The organism is Aeromonas sp. 3P (assembly GCF_051919745.1).
In the GTDB taxonomy this organism is placed as follows: Bacteria; Pseudomonadota; Gammaproteobacteria; order Enterobacterales; family Aeromonadaceae; genus Aeromonas; species Aeromonas veronii.
This window is the reverse complement of sequence record NZ_JBQBED010000001.1, coordinates 3,834,437-3,852,603: the sequence shown is the minus strand read 5'-3', so window position 1 is coordinate 3,852,603 and position 18,167 is coordinate 3,834,437. Positions and strand designations below refer to the sequence as shown.

Here is an 18,167-nt window from a genome sequence, read left to right as displayed (position 1 = left end):
TTTTTATTGCAAATAAAAATCCGGGTGGCCTTATTTTGCTTCATTCGACACTTTATTCTTCCCTCACCGACCCGCGTCATCTCCTGACGGTTTAACATATCTCACTGATTATGTTATTTTAATTGCCACTTTTATCGGACATTCAAGAGCAAACCATGAGCAAGGCAAAAATCGGTATCGTCACCGTCAGCGATCGCGCCAGCGCGGGCATCTATGAAGACCTCTCCGGCAAGGCCATCATCGACACCCTGAACGCCTATCTGACCTCGGAGTGGGAACCTGTCTATCAGGTGATCCCCGATGAGCAGGAGCTGATTGAAGCGACCCTGATCCAGCTGGCGGATGAGGAGCAGTGTTGTCTCATCGTCACCACAGGCGGCACCGGTCCGGCCAAGCGGGATGTCACGCCGGAAGCGACCGAGGCGGTATGTGATCGCATGATGCCTGGCTTTGGCGAGCTGATGCGGGCCGAATCCCTCAAGTTTGTGCCGACTGCCATTCTATCGCGCCAGACTGCCGGGCTGCGGGACGATACCCTGATCGTCAATCTGCCAGGCAAGCCCAAATCAATCCGCGAATGTCTGGATGCAGTCTTCCCCGCCATCCCCTACTGTATCGATTTGATGGAAGGGCCGTATCTCGAGTGCGATGAAACTGTCATCAAGCCGTTTCGGCCGAAAAAATAGCGAACCCGACCATAAAAAATAATGGCGAGCCAAGGCTCGCCATTATTTTTAACTCATCTGTCTGCGCAGAAAAACCGCATCAATTATTTGCGGCCGAATACTTTTACGCCCGCTTTGCTGCGCTCTGAATTACCGTACACTTCGATTTTTTTCACACAACGGCGCGAGCCCAGTGATTTCCACTCGGTCTCTTTATCACTGCTCATTTCCCGATCGAAACGAATGGTCTTGGTACGATCACCACCATAGGTCACCACCACCCGATCCAGGGTCAAATCACGCTCCGCCTTCACCTTGATATATTTGGTCTGACGGCAAACCACCAAAGGTATTGTCGCACCATGATCACCGGCTCCCAGCAAAATAGTCCGCCCCAGCGTGAACTGATCGTCACCGGCATGGCTGGCTGACGCCACCACCAGCAAGGCACCACCCAGCAAGCTGCGTGCAGAAAAACGGGAATTCCAGATAGACATCAAGGACATAACACCTCCAATAAAAAATGGAGTGTGATGATAAGGGTTAAACCATAACGGAAGCTGTATCACGGCTGAATTTGCTGCGAATGTGCGGGGATAAACAGAGAAAACAGCGCGACTTTTCGGCAAAAAGAGAAGAGCCGCAGATAGCGGCCCTTGCGGCAAGAGAGCGCTTAGCGCTCCATGATTTGGGTCACGTCATCTTTCTTGATCATTACCTCGCGCCCTTCATGATCGTAATAGCGATACATGCCGGTGCTCTCGTCCAGCTTGGGTTTGCTCTCTGTGGTGATCATCTTGCCATCCTTGGTGCTCATGATGTATTGGGAGCTGCATGCCACCAGCCCCAGGGCGCACACCAGGATCATCATCAGTTTTTTCATTGCGGCCTCTTCTGCGATCATCCTCACCACGAGGATGTTTCTTGAAGCCTAGTTCAATAGCACGGCACGGGATGGCGGGATGAGCAAAGCGGGATCGCCGTCAATAATCAGCGACTTAGCCTCGCTATCTGGCCGGGTGGCGAGCGCAATGAAAAAGGCCGGACATCTCTGTCCGGCCTCTTCTTTTCAGCGCAAGAGCGCAATCATGACTTGGCAGGCTGGCGCTCACCGGTCACGGTCGGGTTCTTGGGATCGGAACTCCACTCGTACCAACCGCCGTCGTAGACGCTGATCTGTTTCCAGTCCATCAGCCAGGCGTAGAAGAAGGCCTCGGAGGCGCGCCAGCCGGTACCGCAGTAGAACGCCGCCTGCTGGGTCGGCTCGATGTTCCACTGCTCCCACATGGCGAGGATCTCGCGGGCCGGCTTCATGGTGCCGTCCGGGTTGTGGAAATCGCTCATGCTATTGGCATCCACCCCACCGTGACCCCACTTGGCCCCCGGGATATCGCCCTTCGGCTTGATGTAGCTATAACCTGAGGTGTTGCCGACAAACTCGTCCCAGGTACGCACGCTGACCAGTGCGCTATCGGGCTGCTTGAGCAGCTCTTTCGCCTGACTTAACGTGGTGTAGTACTCGGGGTGAGCGGGAATGGCCACGCCAAACTCCTTCACCGGCTCATATTTGTTGGGCAGACCGGTTTCGGTGCGCAGGTGCTGGATAAACCAGGCATCCAGACCACCGTCCAGCAGGCGCACATCTTCCACCCCCGCATACATCATCAGATGCGCGGCACGGGCAGCCGCCATGGTGTTGCGACCATAGAGGATGACGGTGGTGTCGTGACGGATGCCGTTATCCAGCAGCAGCTTCTTGAGCGCTTCGTCAGAGACCTTGTTCCACAGCGGCTCCTCTTCGAGGCTGTTGGTATCGATATAACCGGCCCCCGGGATGTGGCTGATGAGGTAGGCCTTGGGTGAACCCCAATCCACTTCAAACAGCTTCCAGTCCCCCTTGGGCGCAGCGGCAACCGGCTTGCCCTCTTGCAGATCCGCCAACCAGCGCGGATAGACCAGCTGCTGCCAGCGTGCCAACGACTCGCGCGGTGCGGCTTGCCACCCTTGCAGCTCGAACAGCTGCTTGATCCCCTGCTTGCGCAGCAGACGGGCCACCTCGGCCACTTCGCGGGACGCACCGTAGAGGGCAACCGGACGATCGGCCTTCAGTCCCTTGATCTCGAGGGCCTTTGGCCACTCTTCATCGCTGTATTTCCACTCGGCAGAGAGGTTCTCGGCGCCCGCCACATGACCGCCCTGCTTCTCCCCTTCCATCGGCCACCCCTGATAGAAGTAGCTGGCGCGGGTATCCAGGATGACAGCCTGTTTGGCCTTGGCATCGGCCAGCGAGAGCGGTGGCAACTCCCCTGCCACGGCGGGCAGGGCACACCAGAGCAGTAAGGTCGCCAGCGCGGCCTGCAGGAAGCGAAGATGTCGTTTCATGGTGATTTCTCGATTCATAGTGAACAAGGTTAAAAAATGGAGCGACCCAGCCGCTCGGCCAGCAGCTCCAGCGCTGCCGTGCCCGCCAGCGAGTTACCGGCTTTGTTGAGCTCGGGCGACCAGACACAGACGCAGAGCTCGCCCGGGATCAGGGCGATGATACCGCCGCCGACACCCGATTTGCCCGGCATGCCGACACGATAGGCAAAATCGCCCGCCTCATCATAGAGACCGCAGGTGGCGAGCAGGGCGTTGACCTGTTTGGTGGTGCGGGCGGGCAGCAGCGGCACGCTCTCGCCCAGTGGCACACCACGGTTGGCCAGATAGATGAATGCCCGCGCCAGATCGACGCAGCTCATGCGAATGGCACAGGCATTGAAGTAGCTTTGCAGCACCTTGTCCACTTCGTTTTCGAAGTTGCCATAGGCCTTCATCAGATAGGCGATGGCGGCATTGCGGGCAGAGTGCTGATATTCGGAGCGGGCGACCACCTGATCCGCCATGATGGCCGGATTGCCGGAAAGGCGGCGCACCAGCTCGAGGGTACGCTGACGCGGCGCAGTGAGGCGGGTCTCCAGCAGATCGCTCACCACCAGCGCCCCGGCATTGATAAAGGGGTTGCGGGGGATCCCCTGCTCGAACTCGAGCTGAACCAGCGAGTTGAAGGGCTGGCCGGAGGGCTCCTTGCCAACCCGGGCCCAGATCTCCTCCTCCTGATAGAGAGTGAGTGCCAGGGTCAGGCTCAGGGCCTTGGAGATACTCTGGATGGAGAAGGGTTCAAAAGCGTCACCGGCGGTGAACAGCTCCCCCTCGACGGTACAGACTGCGATACCAAGCCGATCGGCCGGTACCTGAGCCAGTGCCGGAATGTAGTCGGCCACCTTGCCTTGTCCCAGCAACGGGCGCACCTCTTCAAGGATGCTGGCCAGTAATTCGGATGACAACACCATAAGCAATAAGCGATTCCATGACTAAAACAGCGGTGGAGATCCCATCCCCACTGACAAAAATCCCGCCAGCGGCGGGATTTTTCAGTTACCCACAACAAGGCGCCAGATGCGGCAGCCTTGTATCAGGCCGGTTCACCGTACCAGAGGTCGAACAGTTCGGTAACGACCACGGCTTCCATCCCCTTGCCTTCCAGCCAGGATTTGACGGCAGCGCGGTCTTCTTCGGTACACTTGCCCAGTTGCTGGGTGCAGATCATCCCTTCCCAGGCCAGGTGACCGGAGCCGGCAAAAGCCAGTTTGCGGGGTTCAACAACCTCATCGATCATCGCATCGACTACCGCATCGATGGTCTCTTCGGCAGTGCCGACCGGGAAGTTGAAACTGATGTCGAAACCCATTTCCTGGAATTCATCGACGCGCAGTTTCTTGCGCAGGCGGCGGCTACGATTGGCCATGATAGCTCCTCAAGTTAGTTGATACGCTAGGTGTGTTGACGTGCCAGCTTAGCTGACACGCTTGAAAATCAGATCCCAAACCCCGTGGCCGAGACGGTGGCCACGTTGTTCAAATTTGGTCAGCGGACGCCAGTCCGGACGAGGCACCCAGTTACCGGTGGCAGAGGTATTCTCGTAACCCTCGGCGGCGCTCATCACTTCCAGCATGTGCTCGGCATAGTTTTCCCAGTCGGTCGCCATGTGGAACACGCCACCGATGGCCAGCTTCTGGCGAATGTCCTGGGCAAACGCAGGCTGTACGATGCGACGCTTGTGGTGACGGCTCTTGTGCCAGGGATCCGGGAAGAAGAGCTGCAGGCAGGAGAGTGAGCCGTTCGGGATCATGTGCTCCAGCACTTCCACCGCATCGTGGCAGATCACCTTCAGATTGGTGACGCCCGCTTCCTGAGCGGTACCCAGACAGGCGCCCACGCCCGGGGAGTGCACTTCAATGCCGATGAAGTTCTTCTCGGGGGCATTCTTGGCCATCTCCACCAGAGAGGCGCCCATGCCAAAGCCGATCTCCAGCACCACAGGTGCTTCACGGCCAAACAGCGCGACCAGATCGAGCTGCTTTGGCTCAAAATCGATGCCCATGACCGGCCAAAGCTCTTCCAGGGCCTTCTCCTGCCCTTTGGTCAGGCGGCCTTCGCGACGGACAAAGCTGCGGATCTTGCGCATGAACTTGCCGTCTTCGTTAAATACATCTTGGGTCACAGGCATAATGGTCTCGTTATTTCATCAATCCGGGTAATACATCTTGTGTCCGATCCCGAGCGGGACCGCTCGCGGCTCGGCATTTCATCGACCCGCGAAAACAGGGGAGCGAATTATCCCAAGATAGGCCCAAGGCGCAAGTGTTTCGCGCAACAAATATTCCGGCCATCCACTTCCCTGCTCCCTCACTGGCATCACCACACCGACTAACCGTCCAATATAATCCGCAGTAGAGTCGTTCCAGCCCTTTTTTGGCGATTTTTGTGACAATCATTGCCTCATTTCTGAAATCTGATACAAACGGATAACCTGGCGGTCGAATGGAGCGACCGCCCACATGCCGAGAGAATTGTCTATGCAGCCGTTTTTTGCCCAGCGCTTCGAGAAGGTTGAACCTTCTTTTATCCGTGAAATCCTCAAAGTTGCCGCCAATCCGGAGATCATCTCCTTCGCCGGTGGCCTGCCCAATCCCCACCTGTTTCCGGTCAAGGCGATCGATCAGGCCTGTCAGGATGTGCTGCGCGAACAGGGGGCTGCCGCCCTGCAATATGCGGCGACCGAGGGCTTCGCCCCGCTGCGCCAATATATTGCCGACCGCTATCTGACCCGCCACTGCATGCAGGTCAATCCGGACAACATCCTCATCACCAGCGGCTCCCAGCAGGCGCTGGATCTGCTGGGCAAGGTGCTGATCGACGAGGGTCAGGATCTCATCATCGAAGAGCCGGGTTACCTTGGCGCCATTCAGGCCTTTTCTGTCTACCAGCCCACCTTCAAGCCGATCACCCTTGAAGAAGAGGGGCTGGACCTGGCGGCGCTGGATGCGCTGCTGGCAAGCGGATCCAGTGCCAAGCTGCTCTACGGTGTGCCCAACTTCCAGAACCCGAGCGGTGTCTCCTATAGCCGTGCCAACCGCGAGGCAGTGGCGGAGCGACTGGTGCGCCACGAGCTGTTGATGGTGGAAGATGATCCCTACGGCGAGCTGCGCTTCGAAGGGGAGCATCTCCCCCCGATTGCCAAGCTGGCGCCAAACAATACCGTGCTGCTCGGCTCTTTCTCGAAAACCGTGGTGCCCGCCTTCCGGCTGGGCTGGATGGTAATGCCGGAGTGGCTGCGCAAGAAGGTGACCATCGCCAAGCAGGCGACCGATCTGCACAGCAACGCCTTCAGCCAGCAGGTGCTGCACCGCTTCCTGACCGACAACTCCCTCGACGCTCACCTGGAGAAGATCAAGGAGGTCTATGGCCGCCAGCGCGCTGCCATGGAGGCCGCGCTGGCCCGTCACTGCCCGCCCGGCGTCAGCTACACCCGACCGGAAGGGGGCATGTTCCTCTGGCTGACTCTGCCAGCACACATCAGTGCCATGGCGCTGTTTGACGAGGCGATCAAGGAGAAGGTGGCCTTCGTACCTGGGGCCCCCTTCTACGTGCGCCCCGAGATCAAAAACACCCTGCGCCTGAGCTTCTCCTGCGTCGATGAAGCGACCATCGAGGAGGGGGTCAAACGCTTGGCCCGCGCCCTCCAGCGCATGCTCTGATCGCCCAAGCCAAACCGTACCAACAAAAAACCAGCGAGCGATCGCTGGTTTTTTTATGCTCCCCATTCAACCGTTCAGCCAAACAAGGTCTTGCAAAACTGCTTCATCGGGATGGGGCGGCTGTAACGATACCCTTGCAGATAGTCAACGTGGCGCGCCCGCAGGTAGTCCGCCTGCGACTGCTTCTCGACCCCCTCCGCGATCAGGATCAATTCAAGTCGCTTCGCCAGATCAATCACGTTTTCAACGATATGGCTGGAGAGTGCATCCGTGCCGATCATCTCCACAAAGCTCCGATCAATCTTGAGTGCATCGACCTGAAACTGTTGCAGATAGGTGAGACTGGAGTGACCGGTGCCAAAGTCATCGATAGAGATTAAGACGCCCAGTTTGCGCAGTTCGGCAAACATCTGAGCGGTTGTCTCATCAGCTACCAGCAGTTCACGCTCGGTCAGCTCCAGCCCCAAATCAACGGGATTGTCCTTAAACGCGTCGAGAAAGGCCTTGCAGTCAGCCAACAGGTCGAGATCCTGAAAGTGTTTGGCGCTGATATTGAAGCAAAAATGGAACTTGGCCGGCAGCTTGCGGGCATAAGGGGAGAAGTGGTCGCGCACCTGGGCCATCAACAGGCTGGTCATGGGCACGATCAGCCCGCTATCTTCCGCCAGCGGAATAAAGCGATCCGGCGAGATCATCCCCTGCTTGGGATGCTGCCAGCGCATCAGCACCTCACAGCCACGCCACTGCTCATCCTCACCGGAGACCACCGGCTGCAGATAGGGGATAAACTCCTCCTCGATCAACGCCCGCTTGAGCTCTTCCGCTGGTGAGCTGCTACGCCCCATCAGCCTGAAGGTGCCGAATCCAATCAGCAGTGCCAGCAGCGGAGAGAGGAACAAGGTATATCTGGAGTAGCGCCATGCGTGGCTCCAGTAGTCATGCACCGTGACCCGGGTGACGACCTGATAGGGGAAATCGGCCGAAGCGAGGGCAATATAACCCTCTTCTGTCGGAGAGGGCGCCGCCCCGACCTGACCTGAGCCAAACAGAGCCCTCTGCCCCACCACCAGAGCCATCGGGGAGTTCTTGCTGGAGATCTCCAGGGTATTGCGCAGGTAGTAGCCATCTACACCGATCAGCACACTCCCCTTGTCAGTTTCATGACGCAGCACGATCAAGGGGCGATCCGGTGTGACCTCATTGCCAGGCAGCAGTTGCAACCTGCCATCCACATAGCGGTCGGGATTGAAGGGGCCATCGTAGTCACCATAGAGCGAGGTGCAGTAGATGTGGCTGCCGACAGCCAGATTGGCGGAACGGACATCGGGCACCGTGGCCACCTGCTCGCGCAGCAGTTGTGCCGCCTCCTTGCAGGAGTGACCAAGCATCCCCTCCACATTGATGGCCGCCTGCCGGGCATGACCGATGGAGCGATCAAACATCATCCGGGCATGCTGCAACCGTGAATCGGCATCACGCTCTGTCTCCGTCACGGTCTGCCAGATAACGGCAATAACCCCCAGCAGCAGGATCCCGCCCCCCATCAGCAGCGCCAACAGAATCCTCGAGTAAAGCTGGCGAAGTTTCAAACGGCGAAATGGCATGGCGGCCTCTTTGATGCTCGGATAATGGGTGACAGCCTCGGTGGACAGGCGAAAAGGGTCGCCATAATAGCGATTGTTCAACAAATGTCCACACAACAAAAATCAATCAATTCAAACTATTGTTCAACAATATGTCGTAAGAAGAGGATAGAGTTAACAAACGTCAAACAGAAAACTCCCGAAGCACGTCTCACTTGTTGAAGGGAAGCCACACCATTAAAGTTGAGCAAACGGCAGCAGGAGCATGCAGCGATGAAGATTCTTATTACCGGAGGAACCGGCTTTATCGGCCGCAAGCTGGTTGCCCATCTCAAAGTCAATCACGAGGTCGTGGTATTGAGCAGGCAGGGGAGCCGTGCTTACTCCCTGCTCGGTCACGATATCAAGGTATTGGATAACCTCGACCGGCTTGATGACCTCAATGACGTGGACGCAGTGATCAATCTGGCCGGTGAACCCATCGCCGCCGGACGCTGGAGCGAGTCGCGCAAACAGCTGCTCTGCGATAGCCGCTGGCTGTTGACCGAGCAGCTGGTGGATCTCATCAAGCTATCTAGCACGCCGCCCAAGGTGCTGATCAACGCCTCCGCCATCGGCTGGTATGGCAGACAGGGCACCGAAACCCTCGACGAGCAGTGCCGCTCTCCCAACGACGAGTTTACCCACCAGCTCTGCCAGCAGTGGGAGACCCTGGCGCAGGAGGCCCAGAGCCGCCAAACCCGGGTCTGTATCGTGCGGATCGGGCTGGTGCTTGGCATGGATGGCGGCGCCCTGCCCAAAATGCTCCCCCCTACCGACTCGGACTCGGCGGCCCTATGGGATCAGGCAGCCAGATGATGAGCTGGATCCATGTGCAGGATTTGGTGCGCGCCATGCTGTTCTTGCTGGATCACGAAGAGTGCAGCGGCATCTTCAACGGCACTGCGCCCCATCCGGTCAGCAACCGGGAGTTCAGCCAGACCCTTGCCACCACGCTGCACCGTCCACACCTCTTCTTCGTCCCGGCGCCGCTGTTGCAACTGGTGATGGGGGAAGCGGCAGATCTGCTGCTGACCGGACAAAAGGTGATACCAACAAGGCTGCAACAGGCCGGTTTTCACTTCAGCTATCCCGAGCTGCCGAGCGCCCTCACCAATCTGCTGCGTGAGCCCCGCTAAATCACACCTGCTCGCTGCGTCCACTCGTCAGCACCTCATATAGCAAGCAGCCCGGCCAATGGCCGGGCTGCTTGTTTATTGTGGCTGCGCTATTGCGCCTTGTGTGCATCGGCTCGCGCTGGCGGGATTACAACAACCCCTGGCCCAGACCCCGCAGCCGATCGCTCAGGGTGCCAGCCAGCAGCTGGCGCTGCATCCTCTGCCCCGCCAGCGTCACCAGCAGTGCCCCCAGCGTCGGCAGGCCGAGCCAGATGGCCCAGTGGAACTGCCACTGCCCCTCGAACCACCACCACTGCAGGCCAAAAGAGCAGAGCTCCACCACCATGGCGGCACAGAGCCCCGCCAGCGCACCACTGGCCACCAGCTCCCAGCGCAGCATCTTTTTCAGTAGTTCACTGCTGGCACCCAGAGTGCGCATCAGCAGCAGCTCGCGCCGACGCTGAGCCATGCTGGCCTGAGTCTGGGTCAGCAGCACCAGCAGCGCCGCCACTGTCACCAGCCCCAGCATCAGCGCCAGCGCCCTACTCACCTGCTCCGAGACCTGAGTGAGCCGCGCAATCAGATCATCCACATCGATAAGGCTCACCGTGGGGTGGCGGCGAATAAGCTCCACCTCGGCAGTGCGCCCCGCCTCGGGCAATCGATAACTACCAAGCCAGGTACGGGAGAAGGATGCCAGCAGATCCTCGGAGAAGATCATGTAGAAGTTGGGGCGCATGTTGTCCCACTTGATGCTGCGCAAACTGGTGACCCTGGCGCCAAAGCTGCGCCCCTCGATGGTAAAGGCGAGCATGTCCCCCAACTTGATATCGAGCCGCTTGGCCAGCTCGCTATCCACCGACACCTCGCCGGGTCCGGCAAGCCATTTCCCGGCCACCAGCTTGTTGTCGATTGGCAGGGTTGTTGTGGTAGTGAAGTTGAGCTCCCGATCGACCCCCTCGCGGCCACTGCTGGCCCCCTCGCCCACCGCCTCACCGGCGATATGGGTCAGCCTGCCGCGCACCATGGGGTAGAAGTCGGAAGTGTTGGCCCCGGCCGCCGCCAGTTCGCTCAGGATCCCCTCCCGCTCGTTCTCCGCCACATTGACCAGAAAACGGTTGGGCGCATCAACCGGGAGACGGGCCGAAAACTCATCCAGCAGATCGACCCGGGCCGCCCAGAGCAAGCCAAACAGCATCAGCGCCAGCGCAAAGCCCGCCAGCTGAAACAGGCCGCTGCTGCGCTCGCGCGACAGGTGGGCCAGCGCCAGCCGCAAGGCATGAGGCCCGCTCACTCTTGCCCCCAGCCGCAACATCAGTGCCGCCAGCAGGGCCAGCAGGGCCAGCAGGGCCATCAGCAAGCCCATGCCACCCACCAGACCCAGCGCCAGCCGTACATCGGCGGTAAAGCCCCAGACCAGCGCAAACAGCCCGAACAGGCCGACCGGCAGGGCCAGCCAGGGGGGAATCCCCGCCTCCAGCTCCCGGCGCAATACCCGCAGCGGCGGCACCTTCAGCAGCCGCAAGAAGGGCACAAAAGCAAGCAGCAGGGTGATAAAGAGCGCCACTGCCACGCCCAGCGCAAAGGGGCGCCAGGAGGGGGGCGGCAGATCCGGCGGCAGCAGGTCCCCCAGCAGTTGCAAGGTGATCCACTGCATGGCTGTGCCCGCCACCAGACCCAGCAACGCACCAATCAGCGTCAGCGACAGCAGCAGGGTTCCCATCAGTTGCCAGAGCGAGCGACGAGATGCCCCCAGGGTCTTGAGCAGCGCCACCATATTGGTCTGGCGCTCGGCAAAGTGGCGCACCGCAATCCCCATCGCCAACGCCCCCAGCAACACCCCGCTTAGCGAGGCGAGCCGGAAGAAACGTTCGGCATTGGCCAGCGAGCGGCCCACTTGGGATTCGCTGTCATCCGGTTTGATCCACTTCTGTCCGGCATGCAATTTCGGCAACAACCATTGCTCGTAACGGGCCAGCGACTCTCTCGGCCCCTTGAACAGATAGCGCCACTGCTGGCGGCTGCCGGGGAGCAGGGCACCAGTTGCCTCGATATCGGCTGTGTGGATCAGCGCACGCGGCGCCAGCAGGAAGGGGCTGAAGCCCTGATCCGGCTCCTCGCCAAGCAGGCCTGCCACATTGAGCACCGTATTGCCCACCTCCAGCTCATCCCCCGTTTTGGCCTTGAGCAGTTGCATCACCCGGGCGGAGAGCCAGATCTCGCCGGGAGCCGGGGCGCGGGCAGGTTCCAGAGTGAGCTTGCCATAGAAGGGAAAACCGTCGGGCACCGCCCGAATGGAGGCGAGCTGCAACGCATCACCGTGAAACAGCATGCTGTTGAAGCTGACGGTGGTCTGCACCGCCAAGCCATCCTGTTTCGCTCGTTCCAGCCAACCATCCGGCAGAGCAGCGGCAGTACGCAGCACCCGATCCGCCCCGATAAAGTCGCGGCCCGACGCCTTGAGTCCGGCATCGAGCCGATCCGCCACCAATGCCACACTCAAGACGCACGCCACGCTCAGGGCCAGCGCCAGCACAAACCAGCGCAGCTCGCCGCTGAAACCTTCCCGGCGAAGCAGTCGCCATCCCAATCGCCACTGCATCATCCCTTGCATCTCCCGCCTGACCCGCAGCTCACCCCGTTACACCACACCATGGGCCACCTCGCGATCCAGTCTGCCCGCCGTCATAACCACTTGCCGCTGGCAACGCTCGGCCAGCTGATGATCATGGGTCACCACCACTAGCGTGGTGCCGTGCTTGCGATTGAGTTCAAACAGCAGCTCGATAACCTTCTCGCCGGTCTTGCTGTCGAGGTTGCCGGTCGGCTCGTCCGCCAGCAGCAGGCTGGGACGGGTCATAAAGGCGCGGGCGATGGCCACCCGCTGCTGCTCACCGCCGGAGAGCCGTGGCGGCAGATGGTGCAACCGCTCGCCAAGCCCGACCGCGGCCAGCAGCTCGCGAGCTCTTGGTTCGCAATCGCGCTCGCCGCGCAGCTCGGCAGGCAGCATCACATTCTCCAGCGCCGTCATGGTCGGGAGCAGCAGGAACGACTGGAACACAAAACCGATCTGCTCGGCGCGCAATCGGGCCCGCCCCTCCTCATCCAGCTCGCCAAGGGATTTGCCGAGGATCTCGATATCCCCCTGACTCGGCAGATCGAGCCCGGCCAGCAGCCCCAGCAGGGTGGACTTGCCGGAGCCGGAGGCGCCAACCAGTGCCACCGTCTCGCCGCTATTGACTTGCAGATCGATCCCTTCAAGGATGGTGAGGCTTTCCTGGCCGAGGCGAACCGATTTGCCGAGGCCCTTGACGACAATAATGGGGGTTGAACTCATGCTCTGTATCCTTTGTTCCAATCCCTTGATGACAATCCATAGCGGGAGTTGAATTGATGGTGCGTATTCTGTTTGCCTTGTTCGTTGGCCTCGGCAGCCTGCTCTCGTCGGCTCAGGCCCAGACCCTGCTGGTGCTGGGAGACAGCCTGAGCGCCGGCTATCAAATGCAGGTTGAGCAGAGCTGGCCAGCCCTGCTCAACCAGAAATGGCAGGAGGAGGGGGGCAAACACACCCTGCTCAATGCCAGCATCAGCGGTGAAACGACCCAGGGGGCGCTGGCCCGTCTGCCCGCTCTGCTGAAGGAGCACAAACCGGACTGGCTGCTGATCGAACTGGGAGGCAACGACGGCCTGCGCGGCTTCGCACCGACCATTACCCGCCAAAATCTGGCCAGCATGATCGCGCTCGCCAAGGAGCAGCAGACCCGTGTGGTGTTGACCCAAATCCAGCTACCCCGCAACTACGGTGCCCGCTATCTGCGCCAGTTCGAACAGATCTTTCCCGAGTTGGCCCAGGCTAACGATCTGCCGCTGCTGCCCTTCTTTATGGATGATATTGCGCTGCGCCCTGAACTTATGATGAACGATGGTATTCATCCCACCCCGGCGGCCCAGCCACAAATCCGCGATAAAGTCGCCCGCTTTATGGAGCCGCTGCTCAGCCAATAAGCCCGCCGTCTATCGCCAATATCCCATAACAAAATATCCCGCCAAAATCGGATGTTTTGAATGGTCGACGATCTCGGCATGGCACCTTGATTCAACCAATCCATCGCCAATACCCAATAACAACACATCCCGCCGAAGCGGGATGTGTTGTTATTGATTTAGCATAACCGGCAGGCAGCTTCTCAGCTTTCCAGCACCTGACGCAGCCGCTCCTGGGCCACACCGACCAGCAAATCGGGCTGGAACTTGGAGATAAAGCGGTCACACCCCACCTTCTTGACCATGGCTTCGTTGAAGTTGCCGCTCAGGGAGGTGTTGAGGGTGATAAAGAGATCAGACATGCGCGGATCGCTGCGCACCTCGTGGGTCAGGCGGTAGCCGTCCATCTCCGGCATTTCGGCATCGGTGATCATCAGCAGGATCTCGTCGGTCACCTTCTTGCCAGCATCGCACCACCCCTTGAGCAGGGTCAGCGCCTGCAAACCATCCTGACACTCGATCACCTCAAGCCCAAGCTGGCCCAGGGTCTCGCGCACCAGATTGCGGGCGGTGCTGGAGTCATCGACGATCAGCACTTTGCGTCCATGCATCTCGGGCAGGATCTCCCGATCCAGCACCTCTTCGGAGATGCGGATGTCATAGGTGATGATCTCCGCCAGCACCTTCTCCACATCGATGATCTCGACGATCTGCTCCACCCCATCTTCGGGAATGCGGGTGATGGCAGTGAGGTAGTTAGCGCGCCCGGCGGAGCGCGGCGGCGGCAGTATGTCCTTCCAGGTCATGTTGACGATATTGGCCACCTGCCCCACCAGAAAGCCCTGAATGGTGCGGTTGTACTCAGTGATAATGAGGTTGGATTCACTGTCGATGGGCATGGGGCGCATCCCGATGGCGCTGCGCAGGTTGATCACCGGGATCGAGGTACCGCGGATATTGGCCACCCCGCTGATATTGTGATGGGAGCCCGGCATCTTGCTCAGATGGGGCAACTTGACCACTTCCCGTACCTTGAAGACGTTGATGGCGAACATCTGACGGGTGCCGAGACGAAACATCAACAACTCGAGGCGGTTTTCACCCACCAGTTGAGTTCGTTGATCAACGGAATCCAATATACTCGCCATACGCTGATATCCATCTGATTATTAATCGACTCTATTATAGAGGCTGCCCGCCAGGAAAGGCAGGCGCATTTTCAACCAGAGCGACCAACCAGACAAAAAAAGTGAGGCCGAAGCCTCACTTATCTCATTGATTTTAAAATCAATAGCTACAGACAGACTTCCAGCTGCCATCGGTTGCCTTGGGCTCGCTGCTGGTCCACCAGTTGGCCTGCCACACTGCCTTGTTATGGGTGATGCGATCGCCGCCATTGGCATGATCCCCCTGTGGCCAGCTCGGATAGGCCTTGTAGGCTGCCGGATTGACGTTCTGGCTGCTGCAACTGGTGCCCGGATTCTCACCGCCACCCGAGCCCAGCACGGCCTCCGGCAGGGTCGGGAACTCGGCCTTGAGACCAATGGTCTGGCTGCCGCTGATGATGCGCATACCGCTCGGCACGCCAGCGGCGGGCAGGTAGTAGGTCATGGCGACTTCAATCTCGGCCCCCGGTGCCAGGGTCTGCCATCCCGGCAGGTTCATGGCGACCTTGTGGAAGTCCTTCTCATTGGCAATGCCTTCCGAATTGTCGTTACCACCGCTCTCCACCACTTTCAGGCCCATGCCACTCTGATCCGTGATGGTGTCAGAGGTGGAAGTGGGCACCAGAAACTCGATGCGCGCGCCGCCCGGAATGGTCTGGGTCGACTTGTTGATCAGCTTGAGTTTCGGGTTGATCGGGTAGTTGGAGTCCCCTTCCTTGAAGCCGGAGAGGCTGACCTGGATATCGAGCTGGGCGCTCGGCGCGGCCAGATCGTTTTGCTTGGTGTTGTACGGAGTTGCCTTGGCAAACTTCTCATAAGCCAGGGTGGTCAGGGTACTGCCCATGCCGTACTCGTTCTTGGCCGGATCGAAGGCGTAATCACCCGCCATCTCCCAGAACATCACGCCACCCAGACCGCGCTTGATGATGTAGTCGAGCTTGTGGCCCATGGACTCTTCATCTTCGGTTGAGAGGAACACCTTCTTCTCTTCATTCCATAACCAGGGCGCGTGGGCCTTGTCATCGTAGTAACGCACATACTTGCCTTGCATCACGTGAGCCGGATTGTTGGGATCCAGACCCCAGGCAGTGCCATAGCTCGGCAGCGTGGTGATGCCGAGGCTGGCCGCATTCTCCAGGTTCTTGGCATGCCACATAGGCACGGCGCCACCGCCGATCTCTTTGCCGTTCTTGTCGAGATCATGCCAGATGTTGTCGATGCCGACCGCCCCGTTGCCGCACGGAATGGTGCTGCCACCTGTGCCCGGCTGGCACTCGTTCTGGCTCGGCAGGGCTGCCTTGCCACCCAACCCATGACTGCCACCGCTCACCCCCTGCCAACCGCGGGTGTAATAGGGCACGCCAACGTTGATCTTGCCAGCCGCCAGCGCACCGCGGAAGTAGTGGGCAGACCAGGCGGCGTTGAGGTAACCGATGCCGCCAAACTGGGTCTGGGTATAGACGCCCCAGTGGGAGAGCTCGGGGTCGGCATTGTTGTCGAACAGGGCCGCGTTGTGACCGACAAAGTGGTTCCAGGCACCGTGGAAGTCATAGGTCATCAGGTTGACGTAGTCGAGGTACTGGGTGACCTGGAAGTTCTCCATCCCGCGCAGCAGATAGGCAGAAGCCGGTGAGGCGATGGTCAGCATATACTTGCGGCCATCTTCGTTACCAGCATTGTCGAGCCGCGCCCGCAAGGTCTTCATCAGCACCTCATAATTGGCAAACAGCTTGGCCCGGCACTGGTTGGAGAGCGGGAAATCGTTGGGATTGCCCGCATCCTTCATCGAGGTGGGGTATTCGTAGTCGATATCGACCCCGTCAAAACCGTACTGGCGGATAAAACTCACCGCCGAGTCAGCCAGGGTGTTGATACCGGCAGTATTGACCGAGCAGTCACCCTTGGTAGTTGCAGTGTAGAAACCGCGGGTATCGGCCCAGCCCCCGACCGAGATCAGGGTCTTCACGTCCGGATACTGCTTCTTGTACTTCGACAGCAGGTTGAAGTGGCCCTTGTAGGCAAATTCAGGATCCATCTCGGCACCCGGCACACCATCCCAAGTCATCTTGGTGGCTGCATCGTCCACCTTGATGGTGTGGCTCTGCTCATCCACCGCCGCGAAGGCGTAGTTGATGTGGGTGATCTTGTTCCATGGAATATCGCTCACCAGATAGGCGGGCAGGCCGTTCTTGCCGGTGCGCCAGGAGGTGAAGTAGCCGATGACCCGGCGGGCATGGTCATCCCCCATGCACTCGTAACCATCCGGGCGATAGACCTGGCGAATGTCACAAGAGAGGTTGCCACCGGTGGGCGGCAGCGCGGCCTCCTCGACATTGACGGTCACCGCCGCCGACTCACCGCTCAGATTGGTATTGTCAGTAGCCACCAGCTTGAGGGCGGCACTGCCTTTGGCATCCGGTGTCCAGTTCACCTGCCAGGGGGCAGTGGTATCTTCGCCCACCTTCTTGCCGTCGACATAGAGTTCGACTTTGGCCACATCGTTGTTGGCATCTGTGACGTTGCCGCTCACCGCCACACTGCGACCCAGGGTCACCTTGGCGCCATTGGCGGGGCTGCTGATGCTCGCCTTGGGCGCCTCTGGCGCGACCACGGCGGCGACGTTGAAGCTCGAATCCGCCTCGCTCAGCACCTTGCCATCTTTATCCAGCGCGCGAGCCTTGAGGGTATGGCCTCCCACTCCAGCAAGGCTCCATCTGGCACTCCATGGCGAGGCGCTGGCCGTGGCCACCAGCTTGCCGTCGACAAGGTATTCCACTTTAACCAGCGCCGTCACCGGGCCGCTCAAGGTCACCGCCAGCGCCACACTGGTACCTTCGTTGAAGCTGGCACCAGCAGCTGGCGAGCTGACGGCTACGCCGAGTGCGGGAGGGGGCACCTCGCCACCATAGGGCTTCCAGGCATCAGCCCAGACCACACCGACACCCGGCTCATAGTGATAGGGGGATGCCCCGCACCAGCCTGAATAGGGAAATTCTTTGCACTCGTAGAGGGCGCCGACGTTGCTGACGATATCGCCAGCCTTGTAGGCAGTACCGGATTTATAGGCGGGATAAGCGGCCTGGGCCCAGGCGGGCGCAGCCGCAAGGGCGACCAGCATGGCAAGCCTGCTGGGTCTGAAGAGCTGTTGCATATTGTTATCTTCCTTGTTTTGTCTTGGCATTGGTCACCAAGGCAAAGAACAATCGCAATCTGCATGATGGGCGCAGACAACTGGCAATGGACCTGCCACAAAAACCACCCCTCACCCAGGGAAACCCCGCTATCTGGATCCACGATCGAGACCGGAAGCATTGCGCCCCGACATCACTGCCGGTTTGCCCTTTACCTGGGTTCCGTGAGGAACGAACCCAGTATAGGAAGGCGACAAGATCCCCTCAATCTTTATTCTCAAAGAGAATTATTCCCTGCCACTAAAGCGTCATGATCACAGGGTTGAAATTGATTGAATTATCAAAAAAATCATACTGTTACTGGGTTCATAAAAACGCTTTCTCGCACCTTCCCAGATTCA

General features: G+C 59.4%; 14 protein-coding genes, 1 pseudogene and 1 riboswitch. Of the genes and pseudogenes, 4 read left to right on the top strand and 11 right to left on the bottom strand.

The window, feature by feature from the left end; all coding sequences use genetic code 11:
- Positions 1–155 precede the first annotated feature (155 nt).
- The gene (mog, locus tag ACTG19_RS17875) at positions 156–686 is read left to right on the top strand and encodes a molybdopterin adenylyltransferase (RefSeq protein ID WP_021229718.1); all 531 of its coding nucleotides are present in this window, start codon (positions 156–158) and stop codon (positions 684–686) included.
- An 83-nt stretch (positions 687–769) separates the two neighbouring features.
- Here the strand turns inward: mog and ACTG19_RS17870 are convergent, their stop codons facing one another.
- The 6 genes from ACTG19_RS17870 to trmB all read right to left on the bottom strand — a co-directional run bounded on the left by ACTG19_RS17870 (position 770) and on the right by trmB (position 5,214).
- On the bottom strand, positions 770–1,171 hold the full coding sequence (locus ACTG19_RS17870; RefSeq protein ID WP_005335217.1) for a DUF2541 family protein: 402 nt from the start codon (positions 1,169–1,171) through the stop codon (positions 770–772).
- A gap of 167 nt (positions 1,172–1,338) precedes the next feature.
- Positions 1,339–1,548, bottom strand: coding sequence for a YgdI/YgdR family lipoprotein (locus ACTG19_RS17865; protein WP_005335219.1), 210 nt, complete (start codon positions 1,546–1,548; stop codon positions 1,339–1,341).
- A 203-nt stretch (positions 1,549–1,751) separates the two neighbouring features.
- Entirely contained in the window at positions 1,752–3,047 is a 1,296-nt protein-coding gene (locus ACTG19_RS17860) for a sulfurtransferase (RefSeq protein WP_040066781.1), read from the bottom strand.
- Between the two features lie 29 nt (positions 3,048–3,076).
- Entirely contained in the window at positions 3,077–3,997 is a 921-nt protein-coding gene (glsB, locus tag ACTG19_RS17855; RefSeq protein WP_005348151.1) for a glutaminase B, read from the bottom strand.
- Positions 3,998–4,119: 122 nt separating this feature from the next.
- On the bottom strand, positions 4,120–4,452 hold the full coding sequence (locus ACTG19_RS17850) for a YggL family protein (protein ID WP_005348158.1): 333 nt from the start codon (positions 4,450–4,452) through the stop codon (positions 4,120–4,122).
- A gap of 48 nt (positions 4,453–4,500) precedes the next feature.
- Positions 4,501–5,214, bottom strand: a complete 714-nt coding sequence (trmB, locus tag ACTG19_RS17845; RefSeq protein ID WP_005335228.1) for a tRNA (guanosine(46)-N7)-methyltransferase TrmB — start codon at positions 5,212–5,214, stop codon at positions 4,501–4,503.
- A gap of 349 nt (positions 5,215–5,563) precedes the next feature.
- On the opposite strand from trmB, the gene ACTG19_RS17840 reads away from it, so the two are divergent.
- Positions 5,564–6,745 (top strand): aminotransferase-like domain-containing protein, encoded by a 1,182-nt coding sequence (locus tag ACTG19_RS17840; protein ID WP_069526452.1) that lies wholly within the window; start codon positions 5,564–5,566, stop codon positions 6,743–6,745.
- 74 nt (positions 6,746–6,819) lie between these two features.
- Here ACTG19_RS17840 and ACTG19_RS17835 read toward each other — a convergent pair whose 3' ends face one another.
- A complete protein-coding gene (locus tag ACTG19_RS17835) occupies positions 6,820–8,349 on the bottom strand; it encodes an EAL domain-containing protein (RefSeq protein WP_162628400.1) in 1,530 nt (509 codons plus the stop codon).
- Between the two features lie 252 nt (positions 8,350–8,601).
- On the opposite strand from ACTG19_RS17835, the pseudogene ACTG19_RS17830 reads away from it, so the two are divergent.
- A pseudogene (locus tag ACTG19_RS17830) lies at positions 8,602–9,506 on the top strand (TIGR01777 family oxidoreductase).
- A gap of 127 nt (positions 9,507–9,633) precedes the next feature.
- Here ACTG19_RS17830 and ACTG19_RS17825 read toward each other — a convergent pair.
- Together ACTG19_RS17825 and ACTG19_RS17820 are read right to left on the bottom strand one after the other, a co-directional pair.
- The gene (locus tag ACTG19_RS17825; RefSeq protein WP_439989609.1) at positions 9,634–12,090 is read right to left on the bottom strand and encodes an ABC transporter permease; all 2,457 of its coding nucleotides are present in this window, start codon (positions 12,088–12,090) and stop codon (positions 9,634–9,636) included.
- Between the two features lie 36 nt (positions 12,091–12,126).
- A complete protein-coding gene (locus ACTG19_RS17820; protein ID WP_098970368.1) occupies positions 12,127–12,822 on the bottom strand; it encodes an ABC transporter ATP-binding protein in 696 nt (231 codons plus the stop codon).
- A gap of 56 nt (positions 12,823–12,878) precedes the next feature.
- Between ACTG19_RS17820 and ACTG19_RS17815 the strand changes: the two genes are divergently transcribed.
- Entirely contained in the window at positions 12,879–13,490 is a 612-nt protein-coding gene (locus ACTG19_RS17815) for an arylesterase (RefSeq protein ID WP_005335237.1), read from the top strand.
- A gap of 182 nt (positions 13,491–13,672) precedes the next feature.
- Here the strand turns inward: ACTG19_RS17815 and ACTG19_RS17810 are convergent, their stop codons facing one another.
- On the bottom strand, positions 13,673–14,617 hold the full coding sequence (locus ACTG19_RS17810) for a chemotaxis protein CheV (RefSeq protein ID WP_005362471.1): 945 nt from the start codon (positions 14,615–14,617) through the stop codon (positions 13,673–13,675).
- Positions 14,618–14,756: 139 nt separating this feature from the next.
- A complete protein-coding gene (locus tag ACTG19_RS17805) occupies positions 14,757–17,786 on the bottom strand; it encodes a glycosyl hydrolase family 18 protein (RefSeq protein WP_439989359.1) in 3,030 nt (1,009 codons plus the stop codon).
- Positions 17,787–17,902: 116 nt separating this feature from the next.
- Positions 17,903–17,985: riboswitch (cyclic di-GMP riboswitch) on the bottom strand.
- Positions 17,986–18,167 lie beyond the last annotated feature (182 nt).

Excerpts from the sequence above, each read along its gene's own strand:
- ACTG19_RS17850 (WP_005348158.1), bottom strand. The coding sequence starts at position 4,452 with ATGGCCAATCGTAGCCGCCGCCTGCGCAAGAAACTGCGCGTCGATGAA.
- trmB (WP_005335228.1), bottom strand. The coding sequence starts at position 5,214 with ATGCCTGTGACCCAAGATGTATTTAACGAAGACGGCAAGTTCATGCGC.
- mog (WP_021229718.1), top strand. The coding sequence starts at position 156 with ATGAGCAAGGCAAAAATCGGTATCGTCACCGTCAGCGATCGCGCCAGC.
- ACTG19_RS17805 (WP_439989359.1), bottom strand. The coding sequence starts at position 17,786 with ATGCAACAGCTCTTCAGACCCAGCAGGCTTGCCATGCTGGTCGCCCTT.
- ACTG19_RS17815 (WP_005335237.1), top strand. The coding sequence starts at position 12,879 with ATGGTGCGTATTCTGTTTGCCTTGTTCGTTGGCCTCGGCAGCCTGCTC.
- ACTG19_RS17810 (WP_005362471.1), bottom strand. The coding sequence starts at position 14,617 with ATGGCGAGTATATTGGATTCCGTTGATCAACGAACTCAACTGGTGGGT.
- glsB (WP_005348151.1), bottom strand. The coding sequence starts at position 3,997 with ATGGTGTTGTCATCCGAATTACTGGCCAGCATCCTTGAAGAGGTGCGC.
- ACTG19_RS17835 (WP_162628400.1), bottom strand. The coding sequence starts at position 8,349 with ATGCCATTTCGCCGTTTGAAACTTCGCCAGCTTTACTCGAGGATTCTG.
- ACTG19_RS17840 (WP_069526452.1), top strand. The coding sequence starts at position 5,564 with ATGCAGCCGTTTTTTGCCCAGCGCTTCGAGAAGGTTGAACCTTCTTTT.
- ACTG19_RS17860 (WP_040066781.1), bottom strand. The coding sequence starts at position 3,047 with ATGAAACGACATCTTCGCTTCCTGCAGGCCGCGCTGGCGACCTTACTG.
- ACTG19_RS17820 (WP_098970368.1), bottom strand. The coding sequence starts at position 12,822 with ATGAGTTCAACCCCCATTATTGTCGTCAAGGGCCTCGGCAAATCGGTT.
- ACTG19_RS17865 (WP_005335219.1), bottom strand. The coding sequence starts at position 1,548 with ATGAAAAAACTGATGATGATCCTGGTGTGCGCCCTGGGGCTGGTGGCA.
- ACTG19_RS17870 (WP_005335217.1), bottom strand. The coding sequence starts at position 1,171 with ATGTCCTTGATGTCTATCTGGAATTCCCGTTTTTCTGCACGCAGCTTG.
- ACTG19_RS17825 (WP_439989609.1), bottom strand. The coding sequence starts at position 12,090 with ATGATGCAGTGGCGATTGGGATGGCGACTGCTTCGCCGGGAAGGTTTC.